The organism is Rhodoligotrophos defluvii, from assembly GCF_005281615.1.
Taxonomy (GTDB): domain Bacteria; phylum Pseudomonadota; class Alphaproteobacteria; order Rhizobiales; family Im1; genus Rhodoligotrophos; species Rhodoligotrophos defluvii.
Map to the genome: position 1 here is coordinate 105,218 of NZ_SZZM01000005.1, position 13,341 is coordinate 118,558.

Genomic DNA, 13,341 nt, shown 5'->3' on the forward strand with positions numbered 1-13,341 from the left:
GAAGAGCGGTGTGGACGGACAACACTTCGGTCGTGAGGTTGGTTCCACGTCCTAACCCATTGAACTGGGCCGCTGTTCGGTTGTAGAGTGCTGACTCCCCCCTTAAGGAACACTTAATCGCGCATGCGGACGAGCGCGTCGACCGCCACGACGCCTTCGCCAGGCGCCAGCACCAGCAGCGGGTTGACGTCCAGCTCGACCAGGCGGCCGGCATGGGCGCGGGCGAAATCGGCGATCCTCAGCATCGTCTCGACCAGTGCCGGCCGGTCCCCGTATTTGCCGCGGAAGCCTTCGAGGAGCTTGGCGATCTTCAGGCCGTCCAGGGCACGCTCGACTTCCTGCCGGCTGGTCGGCAGCAGAACCGTAGCACTGTCCCGCAAGAGCTCGGCGAGCACGCCGCCGGCGCCGATGACCAGGGCCTGGCCGAATTGCGGGTCCTCGATGACGCCGACAATGACCTCGCAGACCGCGCCGGTGACCATGCGTTCGACCAGCACCTCGCGCGAGAGGGATGAGAGCCGCTGTGCCGCCGCTTCCACCGCCGCACGGTCGCGCAAGTCGATGGCAACGCCGCCGACATCCGACTTGTGCAGGAGGTCGTCACCGGAGGCCTTCAGCACCACGGGATAGCCGAGGCGATCCGCGACTGCAGCAGCCTGCTCTACCGGACAAACCTCTCCCCAGGGCACTGGCACGCCGAAGCGGGCGAGCAGCGCCTTGGCGGTCTGCTCGCTGATATTGCGCACCAGGCCGGAAGCAGCGGGCACCGGCTGGGGCAGGGCAGGGGGCATCTCCCGCAACCAGGCTTCATGCACTTTGGCTGCGGCTTCGAGGGCGGTCAGCGCATCATCCAGCCCGAGCATGGGCGCCACGCCGCGACGGGCCAGCATCTCGCAGACCTCTTCAGGCAGGCATTCGTGCAGGGTCGCCACCACGGCGGCGGGCCGGCCGGTCGCCTCGGACGCGCCAGCAAAGATTTCCGCCGCCGCCACCCAATCGGAGCGTTCGAGCCTGCCGGTGGGCATGTCGAGGATCAGGATGCCGGCATCGAAAGGACCAGCGAGCGCCGCGCTGAACGTTGCCATCTGCTGGTCCGGCTTGCCCCAGATGAAGGTGTGATAATCAAGCGGGTTTTCGATCGCGACATAGTCATTGAGGGTGGCGCGCACGGCAGCTGCGCTGTCGCCGAACGGCGGGAACGTCAAGCCTCTCCCCTCCGCCATATCGGCGACCAAGGCGGCCTCGCCGCCCGAGCAGGACAAGGAAACCACCCGGTTGCCGGGCAGGGGGCCGACAATGGACAGGAATTTCAGGGTCTCCACGAAACCCGTCATGCTCGCGGCGCGGATGATGCCGTAACGCTCGAACATGGCGTCATAGAGCCGGTCGGCGCCGGCCAGCGATCCGGTATGGCTCTTGGCCACCCGCGCGCCGGCATCCGAACGGCCGGTCTTGAGCACGACGATGGGCTTGCGGGCGAGACGGGCGCGGGCTGCCGCTTCGGCAAAGCGCGGAAGATCGGCAAGGCCCTCGATATGCAGGCCGATGGCATTGACGCGGGGATCGGCGGCGAACACCTCCACCATGTCGGCGATGCCGATATCCGCCTGGTTACCGAGGGTATAAACCGCGGCGACCGGTAGCCCGCGCTGGGTGAAGGTGAAGTTGAGGCCCATATTGCCGCTTTGCGTCACGATGGCCACGCCCCTGTCGCGCAGGCGCAAATTGTGCACGTCGGGCCATAAGGCGCAGCGCTCCATCGCGCTGACATAGCCGTAGCAATTGGGCCCCATGACCGGCATGCCGCCGGCCGCCTGCAGCAGCTCCTGCTGGAGGCTCGCGCCCTCGTCTCCCGTCTCGGTGAAGCCCGACGCGTAGAGCACCGCACCGCCGCAGCCGAGACGCCCTAGCCGGCGCACTATGTCGATGGTGGGGCCGCGCGGCACGCCGACAAAGGCGGCATCGACCGCCTCGGGCAGGTCCTCCGGGCTGGCGAGGCAGCGCAAGCCCGCCATCTCCTCGCGCTTGGGGTTCACCGCATAGACCCGCCCGGGAAAGCCGAGTTCCTGGGTACGGCGCAAGGCGATCTCCGCCTCGCGGCCGCCGATGAAGGCGATGGACTTCGGGCGGAACAGGCGATGCAGGCGATCGGCCGTGGACTTGTGTTCTGCTGCCATCAAGCGTCCTCAGGCACCGAGCGGCCGCAGCAGGGCACGCGAGATGATATGGCGCTGGATCTCGCTGGTGCCTTCCCAGATGCGCTCGATACGCGCGTCGCGCCACAGGCGTTCGAGGGGAAGCTCGCTCATGAGCCCCATGCCACCGTGAATCTGCAGCGCCTCGTCGGTGACGAAGGCCAGCATCTCGCTGGCGAACAGCTTGGCCATGGCGGCATCCTCGTCCGTCATGGCGCCCTGGTCGGCCTTCCAGGCGGCGTTCAGGGTCAGCATCTCCGCGGCTTTATAGCGTGTCGCCATGTCGGCCAGCTTGAAGGAGACGCCCTGAAACTTGCCGATCTGCTGGCCGAACTGCTTGCGCGTGGCCGCCCACTGCAGCGCGAGGTCAAGCGCCCGCTCGGCCCGGCCGAGACAGCCGGCCGCCACCTGCAACCGCGTCGGGCCCAGCCAGTCATTGGCGACTTCGAAGCCCTTGTGCACCTCGCCCAGCACCTGGGACGATGGCACCCGGCAATTCTCGAAGCGTAGGATCGAATTCTTGTAGCCGCGATGGGACACGTTCTCATAGCCGGGCAGCACCTCGAAGCCCGGCGTGCCCTTGTCGATGAGAAAGGCGGTGATGAGCTTCTTCGGCCCGCGCGGCGTTTCCTCCACACCAGATGCGGCGAACAGGATCACGAAATCGGCCACATCCGCATGGCTGATGAAATGCTTGGTGCCGTTGATGACCCAGTCATCACCGTCCTTGACCGCCGAGCATTTCATCGAGCGCACGTCGGAGCCGGCCTCGGGCTCGGTCATGGCCAGGCAGTCGCTGCGCTCGCCGCGGACCGTGGGATAGAGATAGCGCTCCCGCTGTTCCGGGGTGCAGGCCATGAGAATGTTGGAGGGGCGCGCCACGCAGGTCCAGTGCAGGGCGTAATTGGCGCGGCTCAGCTCTTTCTCGTAGAGCACCCAGGAGACGGTATCGAGCCCAGCGCCGCCTGCTTCCTCCGGCATGTTGGCGGCATAGAGGCCGGCGGCGATCGCCTTGGCCTTGATCTCCTCCACGAGATCGGGCCGGAGCTCGCCGGTGCGCTCGACCTCCGCCTCGTACGGAAACAGCTCCTGCTCGACGAAGGCGCGTGTGGTGCGGATGAGCATGTTCTGTTCGTCGGTGAGCGAGAAGTCCATGTGACGTTTCCTCGAACTCGGCGCGCTTGTCTTGCGCAGCAACGTTAGCGAAAGGTCTCTGTGTGCCCGTCGACGGCGATCGCCTGGCCGGACACCATGGCGGCCTGGGGCGAGGCGAGGAACAAGACCATGTCAGCGATCTCCTCCGGGTCCACGAAGCGGCGGAGCGACGACTGCTTGGCATAATCGGTGCGGATCTCGTGCTCGCTCACCCCCGACACGCGAGCCTGGGCGGCGATGACCCGGTCCATGCGCTCGCCCTCGACCGAGCCGGGGCAGATGGCGTTGACGCGAATGCCGAACGGCCCCAGCTCGACCGCCAGCGACTTGGTGAAGCCGATGACCGCCCATTTGGCCGAGGCATAAGGCGTGCGGTAGCCATAGCCATAAAGGCCTGCGGTGGACGACATGTTGATGATGGCGCCGCGGCCCTGCTTCTTCATGGCCGGCACCGCCTGGCGCACGCACAGAAACTGGCTGTCGAGATTGACCGCCAGGCAATGGCGCCATTCCTCGATGCTCAGGTTCTCGACCGCGGCGGTTGGCCCGGCGATCCCGGCATTGTTGACCAGCACGTCGAGGCCGCCCAGATCGTCCAGCGCATCGGCAAACCAGCGGTCGACATCGTCCTCATCGGTGACGTCGCAATAGGCCGCCTCGATCTCCGGTGCCTCGGCCCGGAACTCCTCCAGCGCCTCGTCATCGATATCGCAGATGTGCACGCGCGCGCCACTTGCGGCAAAGGCCAGCGCCACGGCCCGCCCGATACCACCGGCCGCTGCGGTGATCATCACCCGCTGCGCCGTCATGAGACGGGCTCCGGCACGGCCATGGTGCGGCCCACCTGAGCCGGCTGCGGCATGGTTCTGTGCACGGCCCAGATGGCCTTGAGGGCCGCGAACACATCCTCGCGAATCGGGCAGGCGCGCTGGGCCTTCGTGTCCACATGCAGCAGCATCTGCTCGGTGGTCGCGAGAAGGTCGCCGCTCTGCCCATGGAACATCTGGTGGAAGATGTGCAGGCGCTTGGCATCGAGCCCGATGAGCTGGGTCGTGAAGCGCAGCGGCTCGCTCGCCGCCACTTCCTTCAGGTAGTTGATATGGGTCTCGACCGTGTAGAAGGAGAGGCCGGTGGCCCGATAGGCTTCGTCATCGCCGATGAAGCGGAACAGGGCGTCGGTCGCGTCGCCAAAGGCGGTGAGATAATAGCTCTCGCTCATATGGTTGTTGTAGTCGACCCATTGCGGCGAGACATAGCCCTGATAAAGCTCGAGCGGGGCGGCGATCCCATCGCCCGGCTGCCAGCGCTTCGTACCGCGGGACTGGTAGGCTGAGGCCTCTTCGCGGGCGAGCACTGTGCCGGCGCCGATTTTGTGCTGCTGCAGCACGCGCATGAGGTCGACCAGCACGTCGTTGCGCAAAGTCTCGAGCTCGCGCACCGAGCGGCCGGCGGCCTGTGCCTCGCAACCGGAAATCAGCCGCTCGGCGAGTTCGTCGCTCCATGGGGGGTATTTGAGGTCGGTCCAGGGCAGGTCGAGGGTCGGGTCGAACTGGGCCACGAAATGGCGCATGCCGCCTGGGCCGCCCGCCAGGTGGTAGGTGAGGAACGAGCCCATGAAGGCCCAGCGCAGCCCGGCGGAATAGACGATCGAGTCGTCGATTTGCGCGGTGGTGGCCACGCCCTTGTTGAGGATGTGCAGCGCCTCGCGCCAGAGGGCCTCCTGCAGGCGATCGCAGATATAGCCGTCAATTTCCTTCGAGAGGCGCAGCACATGCATGCCGATGCGCTCGTAATAGGCGGCGGCGCGATCCATGGCTTCAGGCGAGGTCTTGTCCCCCGGCACCAGCTCCACCAGGGGCAGGAGATAGACCGGGTTGAAGGGGTGGCCGATCACCACCCGTTCCGGGTGCCTGACGCAGGCGGATTGCAGACGGGAGGGCAGGAAGCCGGACGAGCTCGAGGCGATCACCACATCCGGCCGGGCAATGGCGTCGATCTTGGCGAACAGATCAATCTTGAGCTGCTCGCGCTCAGGTGCTGCTTCCTGGATGAAGTCCGCCGCGGCCGCGACCTCTTCCACTGAGCGGGTGAAGCGCAGCTGCCCACGCGGGCCCGGCGCCACGGGCATCAGCTTCAGCATGGAGGGCCAGGCGGTCTCGATCGCCTCGTTCAGGCGCTGCTCCGCGTCTGGCGCCGGGTCGGTGGCGATCACGTCGAAGCCGCGCACCAGCAGGCGGGCCGCCCAGCCGGCGCCGATCACGCCCGACCCGATGATGCCGACGGTGCGGATGGGGGTGGATTGGCTCATGGCTGAGGCCTCACGCCGCCGGCTGCTTGAGGCCGAGGATCGCACGCGCCTCCGCAGGGCTCGCCACGCTGGAGCCCAGGAGCTCGATGATCTTCACCGCCCGCTCGACCAGGCTGCCATTCGAGGCATAGACGCCGCGGTCGAGATAGAGATTGTCTTCCAGCCCCACGCGCACATGGCCACCGAGCACCACCATCTGGGCCACCATGGGCATCTGCCAGCGGCCGATGCCGAAGCCCGCCCAGACCGCGTTGGGCGGCAGCATCTGCGACTGGTAGACGGCGGTGGCGGCGCTGACCGGCGCACCCCAGGGAATGCCGAGGCACAGCTGGAACAGGGGACGGTCGTCCATCAGCCCTTCCTCGCAGAGCTGCTTGGCGAACCACAGATTGCCGGAATCGAAGATCTCCATCTCGGCCTTGACGCCATAGGACTTGATCAGCCGCGCCTGCTCGCGCAGCTGGTTGGGCGTCTGCACCACCAGGGTGTTGCCGTCGCCAAAATTGAGGGAGCCGCAATCGAGCGTGCAGATTTCGGGTTTGAGCAGCTTCACATGGGCAAGCCGCTCCTCGGGTCCCACCACATCGGTGTCCGGCCCGAAATCCATGGGCCGATCACCTTCGCCGATGACGAGATCGCCGCCCATTCCCGCGGTGAGGTTGATGATCACGTCGGTCTTGGCGGCGCGGATGCGCTCGACCACCTCGGCATAGTAATCGACGTTGCGTGTGCCCTTGCCGGTCTTGGGATCGCGCACATGGCAATGCACCACGGCCGCGCCGGCATTGTGGGCCTCGAGCGCCGCATTGGCGATCTGCTCCGGCGTGACCGGAATGGCCGGATGCTTGCCCACCGTATCGCCCGCGCCGGTGACGGCGCAGGTGATGATCGTCTTCGGCGTTATCATGTTTCTTCCCCTTGTTCCCGGTGCGTTTGCCTCGGCACCTGCCTTTGCCCGCAGCATAGCGGAAGGCCAACCCGTCAGTTGACGATTTTCGCCATCCACTTGATAAGAGCCGCCAAGGTCCCTTTTCGGAGGCGGGGTAAGATGGTCGAGGGAAGACGGGAGATCGCCTTCGTGCTGTTCCCGAAATTCTCCATGATCGCCCTGTTCGGCGCCCTGGAACCGCTGAGGGTCGCCAATCGCTTCGCCGGGCCGGTATTCGCTTGGCGGTTCGTCTCGGCCGATGGGCAGCCGGTGGCCGCCTCGAACGAGATTCCGGTCACCGTCACCCACAAGCTTTCCGAGATCGGCCGGCCGGATATCGCCATGTTCTGCGCGAGCTTCGAGCCGGAACACGTGATCTCGCGCAGCACGGTCGCCCAGGTGCGCCGGTTGGCGCGTCAAGGCATTCCGCTGGGCGGCATGGACACGGGACCGTTCCTGCTGGCGGAAGCGGGGGTGCTCGATGGATATCGCGCCACCTGCCACTGGGAAAGCCTGCCCGGCTTTCGCGAGACCTATCCGGCCATCGATGTCACGCACACGCTCTATGAGATCGACCGGGACCGTATGACCTGCTCCGGGGGCGCGGCGGCCATCGACATGATGCTGGACTATATCGGCCGCATTCACGGGCCAAGGCTGGCGATCACCGTTGCCGACCAGCTCGTACATTTCCGCGCGCCGACCATGGCGCCGGAGGGGCGGCTGCCGGCCCGGGTGCGGTACCAGGTGAGCGATCCCCGCCTGCTGGCGGTGGTGGAGGCCATGGAGCGAAATATCGAAGACCTGGTCCCGCTGGACGAGCTTGCAGCCGTGGCCGGCCTTTCGCTGCGGCAGCTGGAGCGGCTGTTCGCGGCGGAGCTCGGCATGCCGCCCAATCGCTTCTACCGGCGGCTCAGGCTCGAACGGGCCGAAAACCTGTTGAGCTATTCGCGCATGGGCATCACCGACATCGCGCTGGCCTGCGGCTTCGCCGGCCTTGCCCAATTCTCGCGCGCCTTCCATGAAGAGTACGGCCATGCCCCGTCGGCGCATAGACGGGTTGCCTCGCGGGCGCGTTCGGTCCAATCATGACGCAGCGAAGGGAGAGTTGGCATGAAGATGACCGGTGAATATGCGCTCGCGGCCCCGCGCGAGACAGTCTGGCGCGCCTTGAACGACCCCGAGGTGCTGAAGGACTGCATTCCCGGCTGCGAGAGCATCACCAAGCTCAGCGACACCGAGATGGAGGCGGCCGCCAAGATGAAGGTCGGGCCGGTGAGCGCCCGCTTCAAGGGCAAGGTGACGTTGAGCGATCTCGACCCGCCCAACAGCTATCGCATCAGCGGGGAAGGCTCCGGCGGCGCTGCCGGTTTCGCCAAGGGGGGTGCGCGCGTCACGCTTACGGACGGCAATGGCGGGGGAACCGTGCTGAGCTACGACGTCGATGCCCAAGTCGGTGGCAAGCTCGCCCAGGTCGGCCAGCGGCTGGTGGACCAGACCGCCAAGAAAATGGCCGACGAGTTCTTCTCCCGTTTCGCCGACAAGCTGGGCCGCGCTCCGGCCGAGGCTGCACCAGCCGAGGCTGCACCAGCCCAGACGGTGCCGACGCCTGCGCCGGAAGCGGCGCTCGCGGCCGGATCGGTGCAGGCGACCACCCTGTCCACGGCGCCGCAGACCCCGACAGAACCCGGGCCGCCGCCTTCCGCGCCAACGCCGCTCGATTCGGGCCGGCCCATACCGGTGGAGCCGAGCCCCGCCGCATCCGCGCCGGCGGCATCGGCCGCACCGGCAGCCAAGCCCAGCGAAGCGCCTGCGGCAACCAAGGTTCCGCCCGCATCCGCCACGCCGGCGCCGCCGATCGGCGGCAACCGCGCCGACACAAAGCCCGGCCCAGCGCTCGGCGGAGCCTCCCGCTGGATCGCCATCATCCTGCTGATTCTGGCGGTGGTTCTGCTCGCGCAGTACATGTCGTGATTGGCTTGGCGGCTGCCGCGCAGCTGCCGATCTAGCATCAGCGAGGACCGAATGCGGAGGTCGCAGGGTAAGGTTGCCTTGGTCACAGGCGCGACCGGTGGCATTGGCATGGCCGTCGTGCGCCGGCTCATGGACGACGGCGCCAAGGTGTTCTTGGTGGACCTCGACGAGCAGGCGCTGCGCGCCCAGTCGGAGGCGTTGGGCGATGAAACGGGCTGGGCGGTGGCGGACGTTTCCGACGAAGCAGGCATGGCGCGCGCAGTGGAGGCGGCTACGGCCCGGTTCGGGCGCATCGACATGGGGCTTCTCAATGCCGGGATCGAGGGCAAGATTGCACCGCTGGGCGAGCTTGCCGTCGCCGATTTCGACCGCGTGATGGCGGTGAACGTGCGCGGCGTGTTCCTGGGCTTGTCGCTGCTCATGCCGTTGATGCGCCGCCAAGGCGGCGGCGCCATCGTGATCACCTCGTCGGTGGCCGGCATTCGCGGAAGCGCCGGCCTTGCGGCCTATGTGGCCAGCAAGCATGCGGCCGTGGGGCTGATGAAATCGGCGGCGCTGGAAGGGGCGCGCCATAATATCCGGGTGAACACCGTGAACCCGGCGCCGGTCGATACCCGCATGATCCGCGCCCTCGAAGCGGGCATCCGGCCCGATGATCCCGACGCGATCCGCGCCAAACTGGTTGCCGGCATCCCCATGGGGCGCTATGGCAAACCGGAAGAGGTGGCGGAGATGATCGCTTTCCTCGCCAGCGACGCGGCCGGCTACTGCACGGGCGGCATTTACACGGTGGATGGGGGCTACACCACCGGAACGGGGCGCTGATCAGTCGTTTGGAACAGGCGGGGTCGGAACGATGGAGTGTTCGTCATGAGACAGCCGGCAGGAATGATGAGCGGCGTCCTCGCGCCGGTGGTGACACCGTTTCGGGCCGATCTCGCACCGGATGCGGGGCGGCTCGTCGCCCATTGCCGCTGGCTGGTCGGGCAGGGCTGCGGGCTCGCCCTGTTCGGCACCAACAGCGAGGCCAATTCCCAGTCGGTCGACGAGCGCATGGGCCTGCTGGAGGCGGTGGTCGAGGCGGGCCTGCCGACCGCCATGATGATGCCGGGCACGGGCTGCGCGGCGCTGCCCGACACTGTGCGGCTGACGGCCCATGCGGTGGGGCTCGGCTGCGCCGGCGTGCTGATGCTGCCGCCCTTCTACTACAAGGGCGTGAGCGATGACGGGCTGTTCGCCTATTTCTCGGAGGTGATCCAGCGGGTGGGGGACCGCCGGCTCAAGGTCTATCTCTACCATATACCGCCGGTCGCCCAGGTGGGCATCAGCCTTTCGCTGATCGAGAGGCTGCTCCAGGCCTATCCCGGTACGGTCGTCGGCATCAAGGACAGTTCCGGCGACTGGTCCAACACCCAGGCGATGCTCGAGCAGTTCCCGCAATTCGATGTTTTCGTGGGCAGCGAAGCCTTCCTGCTCGCCAATATGCGGGCCGGCGGGGTCGGCTGCATCAGCGCCACCGCCAATGTGAATCCGGCAGCGATCGTCCGCCTTTTCCAGAACTGGCAGGCAGCGGATGCGGATCAAGCGCAGGCCGCGCTTACGGAAACCCGGCAGGTTATCCAGTCCATGCCGATGATTCCCGCCCTCAAGGCCACGATCGCCCAGTTTGCGCATGACGATGCCTGGCTCACGGTGCGGCCGCCGCTGGTGGCGCTCTCGCCGGCGCAGCGGCAGAGCCTCAAAGAGCAGCTGGCGCAAGTGGGTTTTGCCATGCCGGGTCTCATGGCCGAGCCTGCCCAGGCCTGACGTCCTTCTCGTGGGATAGCCGCGATGACCACTGTGGATGCCGCCTTCGACAAAGCCGGAACGGGGCCGTTCCAATATCGCCTGCTTGGCATTTTCGGCCTGGTCTGGGCCGCGGACGCCATGCAGGTGCTGAGCGTCGGCTTCACGGCGCCGACCATTGCGCAGGAATTTGGCCTCACGGTGCCGGTCGCCCTGCAGACGGGGACCGCCTTCTTCCTGGGCATGATGTTCGGCGCGGCGATCTTCGGCCGGCTGGCGGACCGCTTCGGGCGCAGAACCATCCTGCTGGTCACCGTGGCGCTGGACGGCGTGTTCGGCCTGCTGTCGGCACTCGCCCCTGATTTCTGGTTTCTGCTGGCGTTCCGTTTCCTCACGGGGCTCGCGGTGGGCGGCACCTTGCCGGTGGACTATGCCATGATGGCGGAGTTCCTGCCGGCTCGGAACCGGGGCCGCTGGCTGGTGGCGCTGGAAGGCTTCTGGGCAGTGGGCACGCTGGCGGTGGCGCTCGCGGCCTGGGCGTTGAGCCTTCTGGGTGTGGCCAATGCCTGGCGCTGGATCTTCGTGTTCACCGCCCTGCCGGCAGCGATCGGCATCTGGCTGCGCCTATGGCTGCCGGAATCGCCGCGCTATCTCCTGCGCGTCGGCCGCGCCAAGGAAGCCACCGCCGTGGTCAACCAGGTGCTTGTCGCCAATGGGCAGGCAAGCCTCGGCGCTTCCCGGCTTGCCCCTGGGGACCAGCCGAAGTCCGAAGGACTGCTCTCGCCCGGTCTGCGCCGCCGCACCCTACTGATCCTGGCAGTGTGGTTCCTGGTCTCACTGTCCTATTACGGGGTGTTCGTGTGGATCCCGGCGCGGCTTGCCAGCGAGGGCTTCGGCTTCGTGCGCGGCTATGGCTTCCTCGTCCTGGTGGCGCTGGCGCAGATCCCAGGCTATGCGCTCGCCGCCTACGGGGTGGAGCAATGGGGCCGCAAGCCCACCCTGTTCGGCTTCGCGCTGCTAAGCGCCGCCGGCTGCTTCCTGTTCGTGGTCGCGGGCACGCCAGTGGTGGTGGGCGCCGCCATCCTGCTCATGAGCTTTGCCCTGCTCGGCACCTGGGGTGCGCTCTATGCCTTCACGCCCGAGATCTACCCGACCGGTGCCCGCGCCACGGGCATGGGCACGGCCGGCGCCATGGCGCGCGTCGGCGGTCTGCTGGCGCCCTCGGTGCTGGCGCCGGTGGTGGCTCACAGCCTGGCAGCGGCCGTCGCCGCATTCGCCGTGTTCCTGGTGGGGGCGGCAATCGCCACCTGGCTGATCGACGTGGAGACGCGCCAGCAGGTGCTGGCCTGACGGGACGCACAAATCATCTCGGAACGCCAGCCGGCGCCCGATTTTGAAGGAGGAAAACGAGGTGTCTCAGAACAAGACCATCATCACTTGCGCGGTGACCGGCTCCATCCACACGCCGTCCATGTCGCCGCATCTGCCGATCACCGCGGAGGAGATCGCGGAAGCGGCCATCGGCGCCGCCGAGGCGGGTGCCGCCATCGTGCACCTGCATGCCCGCGACCCGCGCGATGGACGGCCGGACCAGAGCATCGAGCGCTTCGAACCGTTCCTCAAGGTGATCAAGCAGCGGACCGATTGCGTGGTTAACATCACCACCGGCGGCGCCGCCACCATGACCATCGACGAGCGGCTGGCGCCGGTTGCCACCTTCAAGCCCGAGGTCGCCTCCCTCAACATGGGCACGATGAATTTCGGTCTGTTTCCGATGCTCGCCCGCTTCGGCAAGGACAAGCTGAAGCATGACTGGGAATATGGCTATCTCGAAGGCTCGCGCGAGCGCATCTTCAAGAACACCTTCGCCGATATCGAGAAGATCCTGACCACCTGCGCCGAGAACGGCACCCGGTTCGAGATCGAGTGCTATGACATCGGCCACCTCTACACGCTCGCCCATTTCGTGGACCGGGGCCTCGTCAAGCCGCCCTTCTTCGTGCAGAGCGTGTTCGGCATCCTGGGCGGCATCGGCCCGCATCCGGACGACGTCATGCACATGAAGCGCACCGCCGACCGTCTGTTCGGCAACGACTATCGCTGGTCGGTGCTGGGCGCCGGCCGCAACCAGATGCCGATCGCCGCCATGGCCGCGGCGATGGGGGGCAATGTGCGCGTCGGCCTCGAAGATTCGCTCTGGATCGGGAAGGGGCGCCTTGCCACCTCCAATGCGGAGCAGGTGGCCCAGGTGCGCAAGATCATCGAGGGATTGGGCCGCGAGGTGGCGACGCCGAACGACGCCCGCGAGATCCTGCAGCTCAAGGGCGCCGACCGGGTGGCGTTCTAGAACCTCGGCATCCTGGGCCGCACCGCACGAAGCGCTCCCTGAGGGGGGCGCTTTTTGCCGCCGGCATCTTGATTAGAATCATTCCAAAGTACTTGACGTCAGCGACGCCGGGTGTAGTGTGCGGCCTATTCGATTTCCGCCGAGATGGAGCAGAGCATGAAGGGCGACCCCAAAGTCATCGAATATCTGAACAGGGCGCTGAGGTCCGAGCTGACCGCCATCAATCAGTACTGGCTCCATTACCGGCTGCTCGACGACTGGGGATACACGAAGCTCGCCAAGCGGGCCCGCGAGGAGTCGATCGAGGAGATGCATCATGCGGACAAGCTCGCGACCCGCATCATCTTTCTCGAAGGCCTGCCGAACATGCAGCAGCTGGACCCATTGATGATCGGGCAGAACATCCAGGAGGTGCTGGAGTGCGATCTCAAGGCGGAATACGGAGCGCGCGATCTCTATCGCGAAGCCCGTGTGATCTGCCATGATGCCGGCGACTACGTCTCGATGAAGCTGTTCGAGGAGCTGCTCGCCGACGAGGAGGGCCATATCGACTTCCTGGAGACCCAGCTTGACCTTCTGGCCAAGGTGGGCGTCCAGAACTATGGCCAGCTCCAGGCCGACAGCGCCGACGACGTGGACGACGACTGAC

General features: G+C 66.6%; 11 protein-coding genes and 1 pseudogene. 7 read left to right on the top strand and 5 right to left on the bottom strand.

Going from position 1 to position 13,341, the window contains the following annotated elements:
- Window positions 1-113 precede the first annotated feature (113 nt).
- Genes E4P09_RS19575 through E4P09_RS19595 form a run of 5 tightly spaced genes read right to left on the bottom strand, consistent with a single transcriptional unit; the run spans window position 114 to window position 6,565 of the window.
- Window positions 114-2,177 (bottom strand): acetate--CoA ligase family protein, encoded by a 2,064-nt coding sequence (locus E4P09_RS19575; protein WP_137391326.1) that lies wholly within the window; start codon window positions 2,175-2,177, stop codon window positions 114-116.
- Between the two features lie 9 nt (window positions 2,178-2,186).
- The gene (locus E4P09_RS19580) at window positions 2,187-3,350 is read right to left on the bottom strand and encodes an acyl-CoA dehydrogenase family protein (protein WP_137391327.1); all 1,164 of its coding nucleotides are present in this window, start codon (window positions 3,348-3,350) and stop codon (window positions 2,187-2,189) included.
- A 44-nt stretch (window positions 3,351-3,394) separates the two neighbouring features.
- Window positions 3,395-4,159, bottom strand: coding sequence for an SDR family oxidoreductase (locus tag E4P09_RS19585; protein WP_239025280.1), 765 nt, complete (start codon window positions 4,157-4,159; stop codon window positions 3,395-3,397).
- Window positions 4,156-5,658, bottom strand: a complete 1,503-nt coding sequence (locus E4P09_RS19590; protein ID WP_137391328.1) for a 3-hydroxyacyl-CoA dehydrogenase NAD-binding domain-containing protein — start codon at window positions 5,656-5,658, stop codon at window positions 4,156-4,158. Before E4P09_RS19590 ends, E4P09_RS19585 begins: the two co-directional genes overlap by 4 nt.
- Window positions 5,659-5,668: 10 nt before the next feature.
- Window positions 5,669-6,565, bottom strand: a complete 897-nt coding sequence (locus E4P09_RS19595) for a beta-keto acid cleavage family enzyme (RefSeq protein ID WP_205042201.1) — start codon at window positions 6,563-6,565, stop codon at window positions 5,669-5,671.
- Window positions 6,566-6,706: 141 nt separating this feature from the next.
- Between E4P09_RS19595 and E4P09_RS19600 the strand changes: the two genes are divergently transcribed.
- From E4P09_RS19600 to bfr, 7 genes and pseudogenes are all read left to right on the top strand, one after another.
- Window positions 6,707-7,678, top strand: coding sequence for a GlxA family transcriptional regulator (locus tag E4P09_RS19600; RefSeq protein ID WP_170984517.1), 972 nt, complete (start codon window positions 6,707-6,709; stop codon window positions 7,676-7,678).
- 21 nt (window positions 7,679-7,699) lie between these two features.
- Window positions 7,700-8,125 (top strand): annotated as a pseudogene (locus E4P09_RS26790) (SRPBCC family protein); the annotation flags it as partial.
- 486 nt (window positions 8,126-8,611) lie between these two features.
- On the top strand, window positions 8,612-9,385 hold the full coding sequence (locus E4P09_RS19610; protein WP_137391330.1) for an SDR family NAD(P)-dependent oxidoreductase: 774 nt from the start codon (window positions 8,612-8,614) through the stop codon (window positions 9,383-9,385).
- 45 nt (window positions 9,386-9,430) lie between these two features.
- Complete coding sequence (locus E4P09_RS19615; protein ID WP_137391331.1) at window positions 9,431-10,366, top strand: dihydrodipicolinate synthase family protein; 936 nt, start codon at window positions 9,431-9,433, stop codon at window positions 10,364-10,366.
- 24 nt (window positions 10,367-10,390) lie between these two features.
- Window positions 10,391-11,695 (top strand): MFS transporter, encoded by a 1,305-nt coding sequence (locus E4P09_RS19620; RefSeq protein ID WP_137391332.1) that lies wholly within the window; start codon window positions 10,391-10,393, stop codon window positions 11,693-11,695.
- Window positions 11,696-11,756: 61 nt separating this feature from the next.
- Window positions 11,757-12,692: a 3,5-dioxohexanoate:acetyl-CoA acetone transferase gene (gene kce, locus E4P09_RS19625; protein ID WP_137391333.1), complete on the top strand. Its 936-nt coding sequence runs from the start codon at window positions 11,757-11,759 to the stop codon at window positions 12,690-12,692.
- A 156-nt stretch (window positions 12,693-12,848) separates the two neighbouring features.
- A complete protein-coding gene (gene bfr, locus E4P09_RS19630) occupies window positions 12,849-13,340 on the top strand; it encodes a bacterioferritin (protein WP_137391334.1) in 492 nt (163 codons plus the stop codon).
- Window position 13,341 lies beyond the last annotated feature (1 nt).